Here is an 18,353-nt window from a genome sequence, read left to right on the forward strand (position 1 = left end):
CATTATCCTCCCTGTAATTCGAGAGTGAACACGAACTACAGGACACGGCAAATCCTATTGCGCGACCCGCATCGTCAGATTGATCCGTCCGCCATGCGGCAACAGCTGCGATGTGCCGCTGATAATACGATCCACCCCGTGACGGGCCAGCCGTGCATGCCCTGCCAGCACACAGACATCCCCCGAAGACAGTTTGACGGTGTGGCTGGGTCCGCCTTCGGCAGGAGCCAGGCGGAAGATGGCGCTGTCTCCTAGCGAGATGGAAACCACGGGCGCTGAAAAATCCGCCTCGTCCTTGTCTTGATGCAGGCCCATTCGGGCGTCGGCATCGTAAAAATTGATCAAGCAGGCATCCGGCTGGCGCGCATAGTTTGCCGTCGCCCGCCAGATATCCAGTAGAATTTCGGGCAATGGCGGCCACGGCGCGTGCGTAAGCGGATGGGTCTTTTGATAGCGGTAGCCGCTTTTGTCCGAAACCCAGCCCAAAGGCCCCCAATTGCTCATCCTGACCGAGAAGGCCCGCCCTCCCGGCGTCACGGGTCGATAAAGGGGGGCAAGCCGTACAGCGTCACGTACATGATCAACAATTTGTTTTTGCTGATCTAAATCTAAAAAACCCGGCCACAGTAAGAACCCGTCCAAACCGGTCGGCACAGGTGCAGGCGGGGAGGAAAAATCAGCCATACAAGGCTTATAACGCGCATTGGCGGCGTATGCGCGGCGGGGCGTAAAGGTCCGGCACGCGTGACAAGCCACATAAATCGCAATCTGTGTGCAACAAGCCCTTGCAGCGGCTAGGGACTTTCCCATATCCGAACACGACAGGGGTGCTTCCCGTGACGGTATCGGTTTTCTGAGCTGTTACAGGATGTGCCCTGACCCAATCACCCGCCAATCCGGTCTTGCCGGAGCGGCGTCTCTAGCCCAACTGGGGGCGGTCAAGCGCGGCGCTTTCTCAAGGCCGCCGCATCGCCCGCCGCAAGGAGTTTAAGACAAGGCCATGGCCAAGATTATCGGCATCGACCTCGGTACCACCAACTCGTGCGTCGCCGTCATGGACGGCAGCAATCCCAAGGTTATCGAAAACGCTGAAGGCGCTCGTACCACCCCGTCGGTGGTCGCGATTCAGGACAGCGGCGAAGTTCTGGTGGGTCAACCCGCCAAGCGTCAGGCTGTCACCAACCCGGCAAACACCTTCTTTGCGATCAAGCGCCTGATCGGCCGCACCTTCGCAGATCCGGTGGTTGCTAAAGACAAGGACATGGTGCCCTTCGAGATTACCAAGGGCCCCAATGGCGATGCCTGGGTGAAGGCCCACGGCAAGGACTACTCGCCGCAACAGATTTCGGCCTACACCCTCACCAAGATGAAGGAAGCCGCAGAGGCTTATCTGGGTGAAACAGTCACCCAGGCCGTTATCACCGTTCCGGCCTATTTCAACGACGCGCAGCGTCAGGCCACCAAGGATGCCGGCAAGGTTGCCGGTCTTGAAGTCCTGCGCATCATCAACGAGCCGACTGCGGCTGCTCTGGCCTATGGTCTGGACAAGAACGACGGTCAGAAGATCGCCGTTTACGACCTCGGCGGTGGTACCTTCGACGTGTCGATCCTCGAGATCGGTGACGGCGTCTTTGAAGTGAAGTCGACCAATGGCGACACCTTCCTCGGCGGTGAAGACTTTGACATGCGTCTGGTCGATTACCTCGCCGACGAGTTCAAGAAGGAACAGGGCGTCGACCTGCGTGGCGACAAGCTGGCCCTGCAGCGCCTGAAGGAAGAGGCCGAAAAGGCCAAGAAGGAACTGTCCTCGACCACCCAGTACGAGGTCAACCTGCCGTTCATCACCATGAACGCTTCGGGCCCGCTGCACCTGAACATCAAGCTGTCGCGTGCCAAGCTGGAAGCTCTGGTCGAAGATCTGGTCGCCCGCACCATCGAGCCGTGCAAAAAGGCTCTGGCCGATGCCGGCCTGAAGGCTTCGGATATCGACGAAGTCGTTCTAGTCGGTGGTATGACCCGCATGCCTGCCGTGCAGGAAGCGGTGAAGAAATACTTCGGCAAGGAACCGCACAAGGGTGTGAACCCTGACGAGGTTGTGGCTCTGGGTGCTGCCGTTCAGGCTGGCGTTCTGCAAGGTGACGTCAAGGACGTGCTGCTGCTGGACGTGACCCCGCTGACGCTGGGTATCGAGACGCTGGGCGGCGTGTTCACCCCGCTGATCGAGCGTAACACCACCATCCCGACCAAGAAGGCTCAGGTCTTCTCGACCGCCGAAGACAACCAGTCGGCTGTGACCATCCGCGTGTTCCAGGGCGAGCGCCCGATGGCTTCGGACAATAAGATCCTTGGCCAGTTCGACCTGATGGGTATCCCGCCCGCACCGCGCGGCATGCCGCAGATCGAAGTCGCCTTCGACATCGACGCCAACGGCATTGTGCATGTCACGGCCAAGGACAAGGCGACCAACAAGGAGCACTCGATCCGCATCCAGGCCAATGGCGGTCTGTCGGATGCCGACATCGAGCAGATGGTCAAGGAAGCCGAAGCCAATGCCGCGGCCGACAAGGCCCGCAAGGAACTGGTCGAAGCCGTCAACTCGGCTGACGCTCTGGTCCACTCGACCGAGAAGGCCCTGGCCGAGCATGGCGACAAGGTGGATGACGCTACCAAGACCGCTATCCAGACCGCTCTGGACGAGCTGAAGTCGGCCAAGGAAGGCACCGATCCGGAAGCCATCCGCGAAAAGACCAATGCTCTGGCTCAGGCTTCGATGAAGCTGGGCGAGGCCATGTATGCCTCGCAACAGGGCGACGCTGGCGCTGCCGAACAACCGGCAGATGACGGCGTGGTCGATGCCGAGTTCGAGGAAGTAGACTCGGACGACGCCGACAAGAAGGCCTGATCTGCGGGCTTCTAACGTGTGAAGCGGCCCCGTTTGCCTGACGGCAGGCGGGGCCATTTCATAGGACTTGCATCACACGCTCCGACTGCCAATCTGGGTAGGGAGCATCCGCGTTGTTAAGGTTTCAGATATAGAAACTCTCGATGCGGCGGGAAAAGGTTGAGAGAGCGAAAGCCTCATGGCGCAACGTGACTATTACGAGATTCTGGGTGTAGAGCGCACGATCGATGCGGGCGGCCTTAAAAGCGCTTACCGCAAGCTGGCGATGCAGCATCACCCCGACCGTAACGGCGGCTCCGAGGAGTCCGTCGCCATGTTCAAGGAAATTTCCGAAGCCTATTCGGTGCTGTCTGACGACGACAAGCGCGCCGCCTATGACCGTTTCGGCCATGCGGGCGTGAATGGCGGTGCCGGTGGCGGCAACCCGTTCGGTCAGGGCGGCGGTCAGGGCTTCCACGACATCAACGACATTTTCAGCCAGGTCTTTGGCGATGCGTTCGGCGATGCCTTTGGCGGACGCGGCGGGGGCCGCGCCAACCATGGCCCGCGCCGTGGCTCGGACCTACGCTATGACATGGAGATCACCCTCGAACAGGCCTATCAGGGCACCGAGGTCGAGATTTCCATCCCCACCAATATGACCTGTGAGCCGTGCGACGGTTCCGGTGCCAAGGCAGGCAGCAAGCCGACCATCTGCTCCACCTGTGGCGGTGCCGGTCGCGTGCGTCAGGCCAATGGTTTCTTCCAGGTCGAGCGCACCTGTCCGCGTTGCGGCGGTTCGGGCGAGATGATCGCCGATCCTTGCCCTGAATGCCGTGGTCAGGGACAGGTCCGCAAGACCCGCCGTCTGTCGCTGAAAGTACCCGCCGGTGTTGATGACGGCTCGCGTATCCGCCTGACGGGCGAGGGCGAGGCCGGTCAGCGCGGGGGTCCGCGCGGCGACCTTTACGTCTTTATTTCGGTCCAGAACCACGAGCTTTTCGAGCGCGACAATCTTGATTTGCTGGTCACAGTGCCGGTGCCGATGACCGTGGCCGCTCTGGGTGGCACGATCGAGGCCCCGTGCCTTGTCTCGACCTCCTGTGACGGTGCCTGCAAGCAGTCCGTAGACGTGCCTGCCGGATCGCAGACCGGCAAGACGGTCCGTATCAAAGGCAAGGGTATGCCGCACCTGAATGGTCGCACCCGTGGTGATCTGGTGGTGGAACTGTTTGTGGAAACCCCGACCGATCTGACGGCGCGCCAGAAGGAATTGCTGCAAGAATTGGCCGATTCCCTTGGCGAGAAACAAACCCCCCGCAACACCAGTTTTGCGGGCAAGGCCAAACGCTTCTGGGCCGATATGATGGGCGGCGACACGGACAGTTCGAAAGAAGACGCGGCGTGACTGAAATTTTTCACGCCGGTATTTCCGGCTATCGCGGTCGCATGGGCCGCGCGGTTTCCAATGTTCTGGATGCGCGCTCGGACGTTGTGGTGGCGGCGCGTTTTGATCGTGGCGACACGGTCGATCTGCAACTTTGCGACGTCATTATCGACTTCTCGACGCCCGAGGCTTCGGTCGCCTTGGCCAAGGCCTGTGCCGAAGCCGGTGGTCCGGCACTGGTGATCGGTTCAACCGGCCTGAGCGACGAACAACAGGCCGAGATCGACAAGGCTGCCGAGAAGATCGCCATCGTCAAGAGCGGCAATTTCTCGCTGGGCGTAAACATGCTGATCGGTCTGGTCCGCAATGCGGCCCAGCGTCTGGATGCGAAGGATTGGGATATCGAGATCACCGAGGCCCATCACCGTCGCAAGGTGGACAGCCCGTCAGGCACCGCCCTGATGCTGGGTGAAGCAGCTGCCGAAGGGCGTCGCGTGGATCTGGATGATGTCCGCACCAAACCCTATGACGGCGTTCAGGAGCCTCGCGAAGCTGGCAATATCGGTTTCTCCGTCATTCGTGGCGGCGGCATTATTGGTGAGCATTCTGTGATGTTCGCCTCCGATGACGAAGTTCTGACCCTGTCGCATTCGGCCATAGACCGCAGCCTGTTTGCCAAGGGCGCTGTCGCCGCCGCAGCGTGGGTACGTTCGCGTCCCGCCGGTCTTTACGACATGCAGGATGTTCTGGGTTTCCGTCAGGCCTGATCCGGCCTAAGCCCAGATTATGAACCTCCAGACCCGCCAGCAGGGCACAAGTTACGGCATGATGCTGAGAGTGTGTTCCGCTCTCAGCTTTTCATTGATGACCGCCTCCATGAAATGGGCGGCTGATCTGGAAGCTGTGTCCGCAGGCGAGATGGTGTTCTACCGCTCCCTGTTCGGTCTGCCCGTGGTTATTTTCTGGATCATGAGCAAGGGGATCGGTCTTGAAGCCATCAAGACCAAGCGCCCTATGGTCCATGTTTGGCGCTGTGCCTTGGGTGTCTCGGGCATTTTCATGATCTTCGAGGGCCTGCGCCATCTGACGCTGGCGGACGCGATCACTATCGGTTTTACCGCGCCGATCTTTGCCACCCTGTTGTCGATCGTCTTTCTTAATGAAAAGGTCGGACATCACCGCTGGGCCGCGATCGCTCTGGGCTTTTTAGGCGTGGTGGTGGTGATGCGACCGGGAGTAGAGGGCGCTCCGCCTCTGGGCGGGCTGCTGTTTGCTCTGGGCGGGGCCTTCATTGCCGCCTCGGTCACCGTCACCTTGCGTCAACTGGGCAAGACGGAAACAGCAACATCAATCGTCTTCTGGTTCTTTGTTGCCTGTGCGTTGGCCGGAGGTATCTATTCGCTGTTCGACAGTCACGACCACACGCTGAAAGTCTTTGCTATTCTGGCCATGGGGGGCCTGGCAGGGGGCGTGGCACAACTTTTCATGACGATGTCACTGCAACATGCGCCGGTATCGGTACTGGCTCCGCTGGACTACCTGCAGATGGTCGGGGCTCTGGTACTGGGTTGGGCGATGATGAGCGACATCCCCACCTTTGCAACCTTGTGCGGTGCGGCCCTGATCGCAGCCAGCGGCCTTTATACAGCGTGGCGCGAAAGGGTATTGCGTCGCGAGATTACGCCCCCTGCGCCCACGTCCAGCGTCTAGTCCTGCCGGTCAGGCTGGAACGCCAGCCATCTCGATCAGCGCTTCGCGCCATGGCCGGACCGAAGAGGGAGGGCGGGCCAGCATGGCGTCTATAAGGGGATGCGGCGGAACAGAAGGGGCGGGACCGATCATCGACCAGCCGGTAATATCTTTGCGGGCGATCGTTTCTCGCGCCACAATATGGATGTCCTTGTGGCGTTTGTCGAAATGTAGATGCAGCATCAGCAGATCCAGTGCTGAGGGTGCCCCTTCCAAGAGTTGGATAAAATAACCGTTTTGCAGCGTCAGTATGCCCGTAATACCGGCTTCGGCATTTCGATAGGCTGACACCTCGACAATGTCGTCCAACTGTCTGCGGTTTTCGACCGGTGCCAGCGTGGTACGACTAATATAGATCAGGCAGTCCAGGGTGTTCATGGCCCTGTCCTTTCAATGACTGGTCGGGGTAAGCGGTGGCTTAGCGACCGGTTGAACCGAACCCTCCCTCGCCACGCTCGGTCTCGTCAAGTGTTGTTACGACAGAAATGACAGCCTGCTCGTGGCGGGCGATGACCATCTGGGCGATGCGTTCCCCGCGTTTGATCTCGAAAGCCAGCTGGCCATGGTTGATCAGGATCACACCCAGTTCCCCGCGATAATCACTGTCGATAGTGCCTGGCGAGTTGAGTGTCGTGATGCCGTGCTTGAGGGCCAGCCCCGAACGCGGACGCACCTGCGCCTCGAAACCGGGCTCCAGCGCGATCTTCAGACCCGTCGGCACGAGGGCGCGTGCGCCGGGTTCAAGGGTCATGACCTCGCCCTCGCCAATCGCAGCCCTTAGGTCCATGCCTGCCGAACCGGCAGTTTCATAGGCCGGCATGGCCAGACCTTCGGCGTGGGGCAGGGGCAGGATACGCAAGGAGGTCATTACGGATGGGCCTTGAAATGGTCGGTGATATGATGGGCGAGACGGCGCGCGATGTCGGACTTGGACTGACGCTCCCAGGTTTCGGCACTGTCGCGTGTAAACAGGGTCACGGCATTGGCGTCAGAGCCGAAAACGTCCTGACTGACATCATTGCCGACAATCCAGTCACAGCCCTTGCGTGACAACTTGGCGCGCGCATTGGTCTCAAGGTCCGAGGTTTCGGCGGCAAAACCGATCACCAGTTTCGGTCGCCGCGGACCGGATTTGGACACAGCAGCCAGAATGTCGGGGTTTTCGATCAGATGCAGTGCAGGGGCCCCGCCCGGCGCCTTCTTGATCTTGCCGGTGGCAACATTATCAACGCGCCAGTCGGCCACAGCGGCACTCATAATGGCGACATCGATTGGATGCGCGGCCATTTCGGCCTCGACGGCGGCCTGCATTTCCGTGGCGGCCTCGACATTGATACGGCGCACGCCTGCGGGCGCATCCAGAAACACCGGACCGGACACCAGTGTCACCTCGGCCCCCAGTTCAGCCATAACCTCGGCAATGGCATAGCCCTGTTTGCCGCTGGAGCGGTTGGTCAGGCCACGCACCGGATCAATAGCCTCGAAGGTCGGCCCTGCGGTAATCACGACCTTGCGTCCCGACAGCGGGCGCGCGGCAGGGTCCAGTTCGGCAATAATGGCGGCCAGAATCGCTTCGGGTTCGGCCATGCGGCCAAGGCCGAACTCGCCGCACGCCATAACGCCCTCGTCGGGACCGACAAAAGCCCCGCGCTGGAAACCCGAAAATGCTTTCAGGGTTTCGACATTGGCCTGAACCGCAGGATGCTCCCACATCCGCACATTCATGGCCGGGGCCCACAGGGTTTTTTTGTCGGTCGCCAAAAGCGTGGTCGATGCCAGATCGTCTGCCATGCCATTAGCCGCCTTGGCGATCAGCCCTGCCGTGGCGGGTGCCACAACCACCAGATCGGCCCAGCGCGACAGCTCGATATGGCCCATGGCGGTTTCGTCTTCGGGCATGAACAGGTCTTGGCGCACCGGGTGCCCGCTGAGCGCGGCCAGCGTCATGGGGGTGACGAACTCTGCGCCCGCACGGGTCAGCACGGTCATCACCTCGCCGCCCGACTTGGTAATCAACCGGATCAGTTCCAGCGATTTATAGGCTGCAATACCGCCGCCGATAATCAACAGGATCCGGCGACCGGACAGGGAGGGGCCGATAAGGGAGGTCTGGCTCATGACGCAGGTTTATCTGTCAATGGTGACGACGTCGAGACGCATGCATCCATCCCGAGCGTTGCCATATATTCCAATGTGCGCTTACTTGAATACCGTTGTTATTTTCTGTGGTGGGCGGGAATGAAAAAGCGGGTACTGGCCGTCTTGGCGGTTGCCGGAGCCTTTTTGGCGGCATGTGATAATGGCGGATCAGCTGTGCAAACGCGTGATCGCGTGCAGCCTGTGGCCGAGATGCCGGCGGGTGCCGTCCCGTCACAGGATATCGCTCCGCTGGTGACCACAGGCGCAGTGCCTGACGTAAAAGCCACGGGCGTACTGACTGCGAACCGGCGCGAGACGGCCGACGCCAAGGCCGTGCGCCTGTTCCAGCGCAACGGGGCCGATTTTGAGGCCGACAGCGCCGAAGACTATCTGGCCAAGGCCAAGGCCTTTACCAGTCGTCCTCCGTCCGACGCTGAAAAAGTCTCGCGCCCCAATGGCGATGTACTGATCTATCAAGCGCGCACCAACACCTTCGCTGTCGTCGACAAGCGTGGTGTGGTGCGAACCATGTTCAAGCCGTCCAGCGGTGCCGACTACTGGGCGCACCAGAAATCGGCGGCCTCCAGCTTTGGCAACTAGGCGGCGCTGAAGCTTAGCGGCGCGCCCCAGAAGCGGGCGATCAGGTCCGATTGCGGGCCGGGCTGTCCGGTGGTCAGGAAGTCGCGACGGCCGCTATGGCCCAGCTCGTATTCGGGATGGCGCTCGAAATAACGCTCCAGCGCATCGGCCACGGCCTTGGGCTGGCTGATGACCTGAACACCTTCGGGCAGGGCCTCGGCAAACAGGTCGGCGACGATTTCATAATGGGTGCAACCCAGAATCGCCTTGTCCGGATGGCGTCCGATCCGGCGACGCAGGGCATCGACGTGATCGCGTACCACGACACGCAGCTCGTCCTCGGGTGCGCCTAGTTCGATCAAGCCCGCCAGACCCGGACAGGCCTCGGTAAACACCGCCAAGTCCTCGCGGCGCTTGTCGATCTCGATTTCATAGACGCGGCTCATGGCCGTGGCGGCGGTGCAGAACACGCCGGTGATGTCGATGGATTCTTTCTTCTCGCCTTCCAGTCGCCCGTCGCGCTCGGCCTCATAGGACCAGGGCAGGCCGGTCGCCGCCTCGATGGTCGGTACAATAATGCCCAGCACATTCAGGGGGCGGCCCATTTCCTTGGAAAAAGCCGGAATCCATGTCTGTTGCAGACGGCGCAGGGCAATGGCCGAGGCGGTATTGCACGCCAGTACCACAACCGAGGCCCCCGCACGGAACAGGGTTTCGCAACCCGCGCGTGTCAGGTCGACGATTTCCTCGCCATCGCGCCCGCCATAGGGGGCGTGGGCCTGATCGCCCAGATAGATGAAATCACGCTCTGGAAAGCGCGAAACAAGTTCACGGTGAACGGTCAAACCGCCCACGCCGGAGTCAAAAACGCCTATCGCCATATGCGGCCTTTAGACCTCAAGGGTTTCGCCGTCCATCACTTCGCATTACACCAAGGCTGGAAACGCCATAGTTGTGCGCAACATTGGTGACGGATTTATCAGGTTGGGAGTGACCGGATGCATAGACGCCATCTTCTTATCGGGGGCGCAAGCCTGTTTGCACTGAGCGGCTGCGCCGCCACGGGTGCTGATCTGGGTGGGGCGATGAACACCGTGACCACAGCGAACGAAGCCGCGATTGCGCGCGCTGTTCTGCCGACGACGGCCCCGAAGGCCGAGCTGCTTCAGGTCTGGACCGGTCCGTATGAAGGCGTTCCGCCGTGGGACAAGGTCACTGCGCCCAAGCTGCGTGAGGCCATCCTCGAGGCCATCGACCTGCGTCGCGCCGAGATCAACGCTATTGCCAACAATCCCGAGCCGGCGACCTTTGCCAACACCTCGGTCGCCATGCAGATGGCCGGTGAGCCGCTGGGCCGCGCCATGGCGCTGTTCGGTGTGATGACCTCGAACATCGGTTCGGACGATTTCCGCACGCTGGAGCGTGAAATGTCGCCGCTGCTATCGGCCGCCAGCGACGAGACGACCTTCAATGAAAAGCTGTTCGCCCGCATCAAACATGTGGCCGATACCGCAGCTTCGGCTGGCCTGAGTGCTGAGCAGACCCGTATCGCCGAACGTTCGCGCGATGCCTTCGTACGTAACGGCGCGGCTCTTGACGCTGCGGGCAAGGCCGAACTGGGCCGTATCAACACCGCCCTGTCCAATGCCTTCACCACCTTCGGCCAGAAGGTCGTCGAGGACGAAAAGACCTACATCCACGTCACCGGTGAAGCCATGGTGGCTGGCTTGTCGGCGGGGGATAAGGCTGCGGCTGCGGCTGCGGCCAAGGCTCGCAACCTGACGGGTTGGGCCATCACCAATACCCGTTCCAGCGTCGATCCCTTCCTGGCGTTTGGTGACAACCGCGCCATGCGCGAGATCGTCTGGCGCGCCTTCGTCAACCGTGGCGACAATGGTGACGCCAACGATACCAATGCGACCATCGCCGAGATCGTCGCCCTGCGTCAGCAACGCGCCAAGCTGCTGGGCTTTGTGAACCACGCCGAATGGCGCATGCAGGACACCATGGCCAAGACCCCTGCGGCGGCTATGGAACTGATGAACCGCGTCTGGGCTCCGGCCAAGGCCCGCGTGGCTGAAGAGGTCGCCGACATGAAGGCGATCGCTGGTCACGACATCGAGCCGTGGGACTATCTGTACTATGCCGAGAAGGTCCGTAAGGCCAAGTACGACCTCGACCAGAACGAACTGAAGAACTACCTCGTACTGGACAATGTGAAGCAGGGTGCCTTCTACATGGCCGAGCGCCTGTACGGCTTCACCTTCCACAAGATTACCGATGGTTCGGTGCCGGTCTTCCATCCGGACGTCGAAGTGTTCGAGGTGAAGAACAAGTCGGACGGCTCGCACGTGGGTCTGTTCTATTCGGACGACTTCGCCCGTTCGGGCAAGCGTTCGGGCGCATGGGCGACGACCTACCGCTCCTATTCGTCGTATGACGGCGTGAAGAACGTGCTGGCCTCGAACAACAACAACTTCATCAAGGCCCCGAACGGTGCCCTGCTGATCTCGCTGGACGATGCCGAGACCCTGTTCCACGAGTTCGGCCATGCCCTGCACTCGCTGTCGTCGCAGGTTAAGTATCCGGCTCTGGCCGGTACGCCGCGCGATTATGTGGAATATCCGTCGCAGGTTCACGAGCACTGGGTGCTGACCCGTCCGATCATCGACCGCTTCCTCAAGCACGTCGAAACCGGCCAGCCCATGCCGCAGGAACTGGTGGCCAAGGTCGAGGCCGCGGCAACCTTCAACCAAGGCTATACGACGGTGTCCTACCTGTCGTCGGCACTGGTAGATATGGACCTGCACACTCAGACCACCCCGCCGACCGATATCGACGCCTTCGAGCGTGACTCCTTGGCCCGCTACGGCATGCCCAAGGAGATCGTGATGCGTCACCGTCTGCCGCAGTTCAACCACCTGTTCACCTCGGACGCCTATTCGGCGGGCTATTACTCCTACCTGTGGTCGGAAGTGATGGACGCCGACACCTGGGCCTATTTCGAAGAGTCCGGCGACGTGTTCAATCCGGACATCGGTGCCCGCTACAAGGCCATCATCCTGGCCGAAGGCAACACCACGGACCGCGCCGAAGCCTATCGTCGCTTCCGTGGCCGTAACCCGGACGTGGCGGCCCTTCTGAAGGTGCGCGGTTTCCCGACCAACTAGGCCGACCAACTAAGGCCGGAACAGAAAAGCGAACGGGGCCTCGCGGCTTCCGGTCCAGCGGCTGGCGGATTTTCCGCCAGCCGTTTCTGTTTTCATGAGGGTGTCGTATGCAGGACAGCGAACGTAGCCGGGGTGACCGGAGGAGGGGCTTGTGAGCGTTGTTGCTGCCTATGTGTACCGAGAGGGCAAACGGGTCCGCGAAGCCTCGCTAACGCGTGAGGGCCTGACACTGGCCAGAGGAGAGTTTCTCTGGATCGGCCTCTACGAGCCGACAGACGAGGAATTCTCGGCTCTTGTCGAGCGCTTCGGTCTGCACCCGCTGGCGGTCGAGGATGCGCTTCAGGCACATCAGATACCCAAGCTGGAAGTATACGGCAGCGAGTTGTTCATCGTCACCCGTACCGCTGAAGGGAAGGGGGACCAGATACTCTATGGCGAGACACACCTGTTTGTCGGTGCCGACCATGTCATCACCATCCGCCACGGCTCGGCGCGGGGGCATACCCCGTTACGGACACAGCTGGAGGCTTCGCCTGCGCAGCTGAAACACGGTCCCGACCTGATCGTGCACGGCGTGCTGGATTTCATCGTCGATGCCTATATGCCGATCATCGACGGTATCGAGGACAGTGTGCTGGAGATGGAGCAGGTGGCGCTGGACCGCTTCCTGTCGCGCGCCGACATTACCCGTCTCTTCCACCTGCGTCGTCAGTTGTTGCGCTTCAGCCGTCTGTTGGGGCCGATGGAGGATGTGGCCAACAAGTTGCACGCGCTGGAACTTCCGGCCATCGACAAGGACGTGCGACCCTATTTCCGTGATGTGGCCGACCATGTGCGCCGCGTCGCTAGCCGCGCGGCGGGCCTGCGCGATATTGTCTCTTCGGTCTTCGAAGTTTCCAGCCTGCTGGAACAACAGCGCCAAGGCATTATCACCCGCAAGCTGGCCGCATGGGCCGCGATCCTCGCTACACCCACCGCCATTGCCGGTATCTACGGGATGAATTTCGTCCACATGCCCGAGCTGGAATGGCTTCTAGGCTATCCGTTCGCCTTGGCTCTGATGCTGGTCATCTGTAGTGGCCTGTATGCCCTGTTCAAACGTTCGCGCTGGCTGTGAGAACCGCCCGCGTATCCGGTGTCGTTTTTCCATCCACAGGGATTCGACATTGGCTTGCAGATAGGGCATAAGCGCCCTCTTCCGGCGCAAGTGAACCTCGCGTCTCCACCTACACGTCAGCTTTCCTGACCGTGTTACCGCCCTAGCCGCTGTCCCGTATAACGGGCTCAAGTCGGCGATAGGCGGTAGCCCAAAAAAGGAAAGAACGAGGTAGGCGAGAACCCTCTGTCGACGTGTTACGTCCACAGAGGTCGTTGTCGTATGGAGCCGATCTTCATGCCCGCCACGGATTTGAGGTTTTGAATGTTTGATGCTCTGAACGAGCGGCTGACAGGCGTATTTGACCGGATCACCGGTCGTGGCGCGCTGTCGGCTAAAGATGTCGAAGAGGCCCTGCGCGAAGTTCGCGTGGCCCTGCTCGAAGCCGACGTCGCTCTGCCGGTCGTCAAGGACTTCATCAGCCGCGCCAAGGAACAGGCGACGGGCGAGGAAGTCATTCGTTCGGTCAAACCCGCCGACCAGGTTATCAAGATCGTCTATGACGGTCTGGTCGAAATGCTGGGTGGCGAAGAGCCGGTCCCGCTGAACATCAATGCCACCCCGCCTGCGGTCATCCTGATGGCCGGTCTGCAAGGCTCGGGTAAGACCACCACCTCGGCCAAACTGGCCCTGCGTCTGACCAAGTTCGACCGCAAAAAGGTGATGATGGCGTCGCTGGACACCCGTCGTCCGGCCGCTATGGAACAACTGGCTACACTGGGCCAGCAGATCGAGGTTGCCACCCTGCCCATCGTGGCCGGTGAGAGCGCCGTCCAGATCACCCGTCGTGCGCTGCAATCGGCCAAACTTCAGGGCTTTGATGTCCTGATCCTCGATACTGCCGGTCGTATCACCCTCGACGAAGGCCTGATGAACGAAGTCGCCGAAGTGGCCGACATCGCCAAGCCTGTCGAAACCATTCTCGTCGCCGACAGCCTGACCGGTCAGGATGCGGTGCGCACGGCCACCGCCTTTAACGAGCGTCTGCCGTTGACGGGTCTGATCCTGACCCGCGCCGATGGTGACGGTCGTGGCGGTGCCATGCTGTCCATGCGCGCCGTGACCGGCCTGCCGATCAAATATCTCGGTGCGGGCGAAAAAGTCGACCAACTGGACGTCTTTGACGCCCGCCGTGTCGCGGGCCGTATCCTCGGTCAGGGCGACATTGTTGCGCTGGTCGAAAAGGCCGCGGGTGAACTCGACCAGGCCAAGGCCGAGAAGATGGCCCGCAAGCTGGCCAAGGGCCAGTTCGATCTGGACGATCTCGCCGGCCAGCTGAACCAGATGAAGAAGATGGGCGGTCTTCAGGGCATTATGGGTCTTCTGCCGGGCGTGGCCAAGCTGAAGAACCAGATGGCCGACAACAATGTCTCGGACAAGCTGATCGACCGCCAGTTGGCCGTCATCTCCTCGATGACCAAGCAGGAGCGCAAAAAGCCCGACCTGCTGAATGCCAGCCGCAAGAAGCGTATCGCAGCCGGTGCCGGTGTCGACGTTCAGGACATCAACCGTCTGCTGAAACAGCACCGTCAGATGTCTGACATGGTCAAGTCGCTGTCCAAGGGCGGCGGCAAGAACCTGCAAAAAATGGCGGCCATGATGGGCGGTCTGCCCGGCATGGGCGGCGGCGGCCCCGACATGGCCCGACTGAAATCGCTGGGTGGCGGCAAGATGGCCGAGCCGAGCGGCGACGAATTGAAAGCCCTTCAGGACCGTATGTCGGCTCTGGGCGGCGGACAACTTCCCGGGGGCCTTCCAGGTCTACCGGGCTTCCCGAAAAAATAACGATCAAGCTTTCCTAGAAAGAGACTAAAATGCTGAAGATCCGTCTGGCCCGTGGTGGCTCCAAGAAGCGTCCTTACTACCACATCGTCGTCGCCGACGCCCGCGCCCCGCGCGATGGTAAGTTCCTCGAGAAGGTTGGCTCGTACAACCCGATGCTGCCGAAAAACAGCGAAACCCCGCGCGTGACCCTGAAGGTCGAGCGCATCAACGAGTGGCTGGGTAAGGGTGCTCAGCCGACCGACCGTGTCGCTCGCTTCCTGTCGCAAGACGAAGTGCTGGGCCAGAAGGTCAAGTGGGTTCAAGGCAACAACCCGAACAAGGGTACCCCGGGCAAGAAGGCTCAAGAGCGTCTGGCCGAGCGCGCCCAGCGCGAAGCGGACCGTCTGGAAGCCGAAGCGGCTGCCAAGGCTGAAGCTGAAGCCGCTGCGGCTGCTCCGGCTGCCGAAGAAGCTCCGGCTGCTGAAGAAGCTTCGGAAGCCTAAGTCTTTCACAGCCCTGCTGTGTTTGAGGAAAGCAGCGTCCGCAAGGGCGCTGCTTTTCTGCTATGAGGGGCCAGGTTTGATAAGGAGCCCGTCTTGAGCGGCGACGACAACTATATTCTGGTGGCCCAGATCGGTGGTGCATTCGGGGTGAAGGGCGAGGTGAAGATCACCGCCTATACCGCCGATGCCCAGTCCCTAAAGGCCTATTCGCCCTTGCTGGATGCCAAGGGCAAGCCGGTGCTGACCATCCTGTCGGCGCGTCCCGACAAGAATGGTCTGGTGGCCAAGGTCAAGGAGCTGACGACCAAGGAGGAGGCCGATGCCGCCCGTGGTCGCAAACTGTATATCCATCGCGACCAGTTACCCGAAGCGGACGAGGACGAGTTCTACCTGACCGATCTGATCGGTCTGGAAGGCCGTGATGCGGAGGACAAGGTGATCGGCAAGGTAAAGGCGGTGCAAAACTTCGGTGCCGACGACATGCTGGAAATCGCACCGGCCGAAGGTGGTCCGACCTGGTATCTGCCCTTCACCAAGGCGGCGACACCCGAGATCAAACCCTCGGAAGGCTGGCTGCGGATTATCCGCCCCACAGAGGTCAGCGAGCGCGACGAGGACTAAAACCTCGCGGAAATTTAAAAAGGGGACACATCCACCGGATGCGTCCCCTTTTTTGTATTGGAAGCGGATTTAGGCTTCTTCGATCGGAGCGTCACCGACATATTTCTTGATCGACTCGATGGCGCGCTTGGCACCCGACTTATCCGAATAGCCTTCGGTCGAGAAAATGATCTCGGAGTTATATTTGAAACGGACGCGGAACTCGCCGGCCTTGTCCTGATAAACTTCGAACTTGTGAGCCATAATTGCCTCGTGAAAGCTGCGGCCGCCTGTCGACCTTCGGTCAAGCTGCCACGGAGCGCTGATCGGTAAAAGACCGCAAAATGTAAAACCGCGTCAGGAGATTATCACGCCTTGGTGTGCAGCCAGCGCTTGGCCGCCAGTGCGGCAAAACCGACCACCAGTCCCCAGAAGGCCGAACCAATGCCGAATAGGGCCATACCCGATGCCGTGGCTGCAGAACTGAGTATGGCAGCTTCGCGGGTGTCGGGCGTGTGCATCATGGCGGTGACGGCTCCTGTCAGGGGTGCAATCAAGGCCAGGCCGGTGATGATGGCCAGAGCCTGTGTCGGCATGGTGATGAACAGGCCCGCCAGAGGCGCGGCAAAGGCGGCCACGACCAGATAATACAGTCCATAGATAAGGCCGACCTTCCAGCGCTGGGCGGGATCGGGATGGGCATCGGGTTCGGTACAGATAGCGGCAGTAATAGCGGCCAGATTGACGCCATGAGCCCCGAACGGGGCGAGCAGGGTCGAGGTCAGACCGCCCCAGAAAATCAGCTTGGAGGCCGGTGGATTATAGCCTGCAGCACGCAGGACCATGAGACCGGGCAGGTTCTGCGAGGCCAGTGTCACCAGATAGAGCGGCAGGGCCAGACTGATGGCGGCCTTCCAGTCAAACACGGGTAGGGTTGCACTCAGGTTGCCGAACAGGCCGGTGCCATCGGGTAGGGACACCTGCTGGCGCAGGGCCAGAACCGCAAACGCAGCCACCAGAACGGCGGGCAGGGCCCAGACCGGATAAAGGCGGCGCATCACCAGAAACACGACCAGAAGACCGGCTGCCAGCCACAGGTCCGCCCCGAAGGCGAGAAACAACTTCATACAGAAGGGCAGCAGCACCCCGGCTAGCATGGCCGAAGCTACCGCTGCCGGAATACGCTCGGCCAGTCGCCCCAGAGCCGGCACAAGGCCGGTCAGCACCATCAGAAGGCCCGCTAGAACAAAGGCTCCGACCGCACTGCCCCAGCCCATATTGAACACCGAGGCGGCCAATAGGGCCGCTCCCGGTGTCGACCATGCCAGCACGACCGGCATCTTGAACCGCCAGCTGAGGAAGGCCCCGCTGGCCCCGATGCCGAGGCATAGGGCGGTGACCATCGACATGATCAGCGTGGGACTGGCCCCCAAGGCTTGGCCAGCCTGAACAATCAGGGCCACCGTGCCGCCAAAGCCGATCACGGTGGCCACAAGGGCCGCAGAAAAACTGGCAGGAGGGGGCAGGGAAACACGCATGATCGGTCCGCATCAGGCAAACAAAAAGGGGAAGCGAACGGGCCGCTTCCCCTTGATAGAATGGAAAAATCTTAGACTTCCATATCGTCCGGCAGACCCACAGCGTGGAAACCGGCATCGACGTGAACCACTTCACCGGTAGTCGAGCGACCCAGATCCGAGGTCAGCCACAGGGCGGCACCTGCAACGCCCTCCATCGAGGTCTCTTCCTTGATCAGCGAGAACTGGGCCGACTTGGAGTGCAGACCACGGCCGCCCGAGATACCGGCCAGCGACAGGGTGCGCATGGCCCCCGCCGAGATGGCGTTGACGCGGATGTTCTTCGGGCCAAGGTCACGCGCGATATAGCGGGTGGCGGCTTCAAGGCCAGCCTTGGCCACACCCATGGTGTTGTAATTCGGGATCACACGTTCCGAACCCAGATAGGTCAGGGTGATCATCGAGCCACCGTTTGGCATCAGCTTGGCCGAACGCTTGGCCACGTCCACGAAGCTGAACACCGAGATGTTCATGGCCAGCAGGAAGCTGTCACGGGTGGTGTTGTCCACGAACGAGCCTTGCAGTTCGTTCTTGTTGGCGAAGGCCACCGAGTGCACCACGAAATCGATGGTGCCGAAGGTCTTTTCCAGCTCGGCAAAAGCAGCGTCCATCGACGCGTCGTCGGACACGTCGCACGGGATGATGGCCTTGGCACCGACGCTTTCGGCCAGCGGGCGCACGCGGCGCTCCAAGCTTTCACCCAGATAGGTAAAGGCCAGCTCTGCGCCTTGGGCTGCCAGTTGCGAAGCAATACCCCAGGCAATGGAGTTGGAGTTGGCAACGCCCATGATCAGGCCTTTTTTGCCCTTCATCAGCTCGCCCGTGGGCATGTCCCAGCCGTCAGCCAT

At 60.9% G+C, this 18,353-nt stretch carries 18 protein-coding genes; 10 read left to right on the forward strand and 8 right to left on the reverse strand.

Annotated features, from left to right (window positions below; all coding sequences use genetic code 11):
• Positions 1–54: 54 nt before the first annotated feature.
• Positions 55–684 carry an alpha-ketoglutarate-dependent dioxygenase AlkB family protein gene (locus tag WEU32_RS01390; RefSeq protein WP_406852620.1) on the reverse strand — a complete coding sequence of 210 codons (630 nt, stop codon included), beginning with the start codon at positions 682–684 and terminating at the stop codon, positions 55–57.
• Positions 685–1,000: 316 nt separating this feature from the next.
• Here WEU32_RS01390 and dnaK point away from each other — a divergent pair, with 316 nt between their 5' ends.
• From dnaK to WEU32_RS01410, 4 genes are all read left to right on the forward strand, one after another.
• Positions 1,001–2,902: a molecular chaperone DnaK gene (gene dnaK / locus WEU32_RS01395; RefSeq protein WP_312134496.1), complete on the forward strand. Its 1,902-nt coding sequence runs from the start codon at positions 1,001–1,003 to the stop codon at positions 2,900–2,902.
• Between the two features lie 178 nt (positions 2,903–3,080).
• A complete protein-coding gene (dnaJ, locus tag WEU32_RS01400) occupies positions 3,081–4,289 on the forward strand; it encodes a molecular chaperone DnaJ (protein ID WP_312134498.1) in 1,209 nt (402 codons plus the stop codon).
• Positions 4,286–5,035, forward strand: coding sequence for a 4-hydroxy-tetrahydrodipicolinate reductase (gene dapB / locus WEU32_RS01405; protein WP_312134500.1), 750 nt, complete (start codon positions 4,286–4,288; stop codon positions 5,033–5,035). The genes dnaJ and dapB overlap by 4 nt, the downstream gene beginning before the upstream one ends.
• Before the next feature lie 19 nt (positions 5,036–5,054).
• Entirely contained in the window at positions 5,055–5,978 is a 924-nt protein-coding gene (locus WEU32_RS01410; RefSeq protein WP_406852621.1) for a DMT family transporter, read from the forward strand.
• A 9-nt stretch (positions 5,979–5,987) separates the two neighbouring features.
• Here the strand turns inward: WEU32_RS01410 and WEU32_RS01415 are convergent, their stop codons facing one another.
• The 3 genes from WEU32_RS01415 to coaBC are packed head-to-tail and all read right to left on the reverse strand — an operon-like array spanning position 5,988 to position 8,135.
• Positions 5,988–6,395: a BLUF domain-containing protein gene (locus WEU32_RS01415; RefSeq protein ID WP_406852622.1), complete on the reverse strand. Its 408-nt coding sequence runs from the start codon at positions 6,393–6,395 to the stop codon at positions 5,988–5,990.
• Between the two features lie 40 nt (positions 6,396–6,435).
• The gene (gene dut, locus WEU32_RS01420) at positions 6,436–6,885 is read right to left on the reverse strand and encodes a dUTP diphosphatase (RefSeq protein ID WP_406852623.1); all 450 of its coding nucleotides are present in this window, start codon (positions 6,883–6,885) and stop codon (positions 6,436–6,438) included.
• Entirely contained in the window at positions 6,885–8,135 is a 1,251-nt protein-coding gene (gene coaBC / locus WEU32_RS01425) for a bifunctional phosphopantothenoylcysteine decarboxylase/phosphopantothenate--cysteine ligase CoaBC (RefSeq protein WP_406852624.1), read from the reverse strand. Before coaBC ends, dut begins: the two co-directional genes overlap by 1 nt.
• Positions 8,136–8,255: 120 nt before the next feature.
• Between coaBC and WEU32_RS01430 the strand changes: the two genes are divergently transcribed.
• Entirely contained in the window at positions 8,256–8,756 is a 501-nt protein-coding gene (locus WEU32_RS01430) for an S-type pyocin family protein (RefSeq protein ID WP_406852625.1), read from the forward strand.
• On the opposite strand, the gene WEU32_RS01435 is transcribed toward WEU32_RS01430, so the two are convergent.
• Positions 8,753–9,616 (reverse strand): glutamate racemase, encoded by an 864-nt coding sequence (locus WEU32_RS01435; RefSeq protein ID WP_406852626.1) that lies wholly within the window; start codon positions 9,614–9,616, stop codon positions 8,753–8,755. The two genes, WEU32_RS01430 and WEU32_RS01435, sit on opposite strands and share 4 nt — an antisense overlap.
• Before the next feature lie 117 nt (positions 9,617–9,733).
• Between WEU32_RS01435 and WEU32_RS01440 the strand changes: the two genes are divergently transcribed.
• The 5 genes from WEU32_RS01440 to rimM all read left to right on the forward strand — a co-directional run bounded on the left by WEU32_RS01440 (position 9,734) and on the right by rimM (position 15,949).
• Complete coding sequence (locus tag WEU32_RS01440; protein ID WP_406852627.1) at positions 9,734–11,905, forward strand: M3 family metallopeptidase; 2,172 nt, start codon at positions 9,734–9,736, stop codon at positions 11,903–11,905.
• 151 nt (positions 11,906–12,056) lie between these two features.
• Positions 12,057–13,022: a magnesium and cobalt transport protein CorA gene (locus WEU32_RS01445; protein WP_312814982.1), complete on the forward strand. Its 966-nt coding sequence runs from the start codon at positions 12,057–12,059 to the stop codon at positions 13,020–13,022.
• Between the two features lie 303 nt (positions 13,023–13,325).
• Positions 13,326–14,846, forward strand: a complete 1,521-nt coding sequence (gene ffh, locus WEU32_RS01450) for a signal recognition particle protein (RefSeq protein ID WP_312814984.1) — start codon at positions 13,326–13,328, stop codon at positions 14,844–14,846.
• Positions 14,847–14,875: 29 nt separating this feature from the next.
• Positions 14,876–15,328: a 30S ribosomal protein S16 gene (gene rpsP, locus WEU32_RS01455; RefSeq protein WP_312134516.1), complete on the forward strand. Its 453-nt coding sequence runs from the start codon at positions 14,876–14,878 to the stop codon at positions 15,326–15,328.
• 93 nt (positions 15,329–15,421) lie between these two features.
• Positions 15,422–15,949 (forward strand): ribosome maturation factor RimM, encoded by a 528-nt coding sequence (gene rimM / locus WEU32_RS01460; protein ID WP_312814986.1) that lies wholly within the window; start codon positions 15,422–15,424, stop codon positions 15,947–15,949.
• A 69-nt stretch (positions 15,950–16,018) separates the two neighbouring features.
• Here rimM and WEU32_RS01465 read toward each other — a convergent pair whose 3' ends face one another.
• The 3 genes from WEU32_RS01465 to WEU32_RS01475 form a co-directional block, all read right to left on the reverse strand.
• Positions 16,019–16,192 (reverse strand): YegP family protein, encoded by a 174-nt coding sequence (locus tag WEU32_RS01465; RefSeq protein WP_181542543.1) that lies wholly within the window; start codon positions 16,190–16,192, stop codon positions 16,019–16,021.
• 104 nt (positions 16,193–16,296) lie between these two features.
• A complete protein-coding gene (locus WEU32_RS01470) occupies positions 16,297–17,466 on the reverse strand; it encodes a benzoate/H(+) symporter BenE family transporter (RefSeq protein WP_406852628.1) in 1,170 nt (389 codons plus the stop codon).
• 71 nt (positions 17,467–17,537) lie between these two features.
• Positions 17,538–18,353: an enoyl-ACP reductase gene (locus WEU32_RS01475; RefSeq protein WP_312134522.1), complete on the reverse strand. Its 816-nt coding sequence runs from the start codon at positions 18,351–18,353 to the stop codon at positions 17,538–17,540.

Source organism: Brevundimonas sp. BH3, assembly GCF_045345115.1.
Lineage (GTDB): Bacteria > Pseudomonadota > Alphaproteobacteria > Caulobacterales > Caulobacteraceae > Brevundimonas.

Coding starts and splice junctions, on each gene's coding strand:
- coaBC (WP_406852624.1), bottom strand. CDS start 8,135: ATGAGCCAGACCTCCCTTATCGGCCCCTCCCTGTCCGGTCGCCGGATC.
- WEU32_RS01440 (WP_406852627.1), top strand. CDS start 9,734: ATGCATAGACGCCATCTTCTTATCGGGGGCGCAAGCCTGTTTGCACTG.
- dut (WP_406852623.1), bottom strand. CDS start 6,885: ATGACCTCCTTGCGTATCCTGCCCCTGCCCCACGCCGAAGGTCTGGCC.
- dnaK (WP_312134496.1), top strand. CDS start 1,001: ATGGCCAAGATTATCGGCATCGACCTCGGTACCACCAACTCGTGCGTC.
- WEU32_RS01465 (WP_181542543.1), bottom strand. CDS start 16,192: ATGGCTCACAAGTTCGAAGTTTATCAGGACAAGGCCGGCGAGTTCCGC.
- WEU32_RS01415 (WP_406852622.1), bottom strand. CDS start 6,395: ATGAACACCCTGGACTGCCTGATCTATATTAGTCGTACCACGCTGGCA.
- rpsP (WP_312134516.1), top strand. CDS start 14,876: ATGCTGAAGATCCGTCTGGCCCGTGGTGGCTCCAAGAAGCGTCCTTAC.
- WEU32_RS01410 (WP_406852621.1), top strand. CDS start 5,055: ATGAACCTCCAGACCCGCCAGCAGGGCACAAGTTACGGCATGATGCTG.
- WEU32_RS01430 (WP_406852625.1), top strand. CDS start 8,256: ATGAAAAAGCGGGTACTGGCCGTCTTGGCGGTTGCCGGAGCCTTTTTG.
- ffh (WP_312814984.1), top strand. CDS start 13,326: ATGTTTGATGCTCTGAACGAGCGGCTGACAGGCGTATTTGACCGGATC.
- WEU32_RS01390 (WP_406852620.1), bottom strand. CDS start 684: ATGGCTGATTTTTCCTCCCCGCCTGCACCTGTGCCGACCGGTTTGGAC.
- WEU32_RS01470 (WP_406852628.1), bottom strand. CDS start 17,466: ATGCGTGTTTCCCTGCCCCCTCCTGCCAGTTTTTCTGCGGCCCTTGTG.
- dnaJ (WP_312134498.1), top strand. CDS start 3,081: ATGGCGCAACGTGACTATTACGAGATTCTGGGTGTAGAGCGCACGATC.
- WEU32_RS01435 (WP_406852626.1), bottom strand. CDS start 9,616: ATGGCGATAGGCGTTTTTGACTCCGGCGTGGGCGGTTTGACCGTTCAC.
- WEU32_RS01475 (WP_312134522.1), bottom strand. CDS start 18,353: ATGGCTGACGGCTGGGACATGCCCACGGGCGAGCTGATGAAGGGCAAA.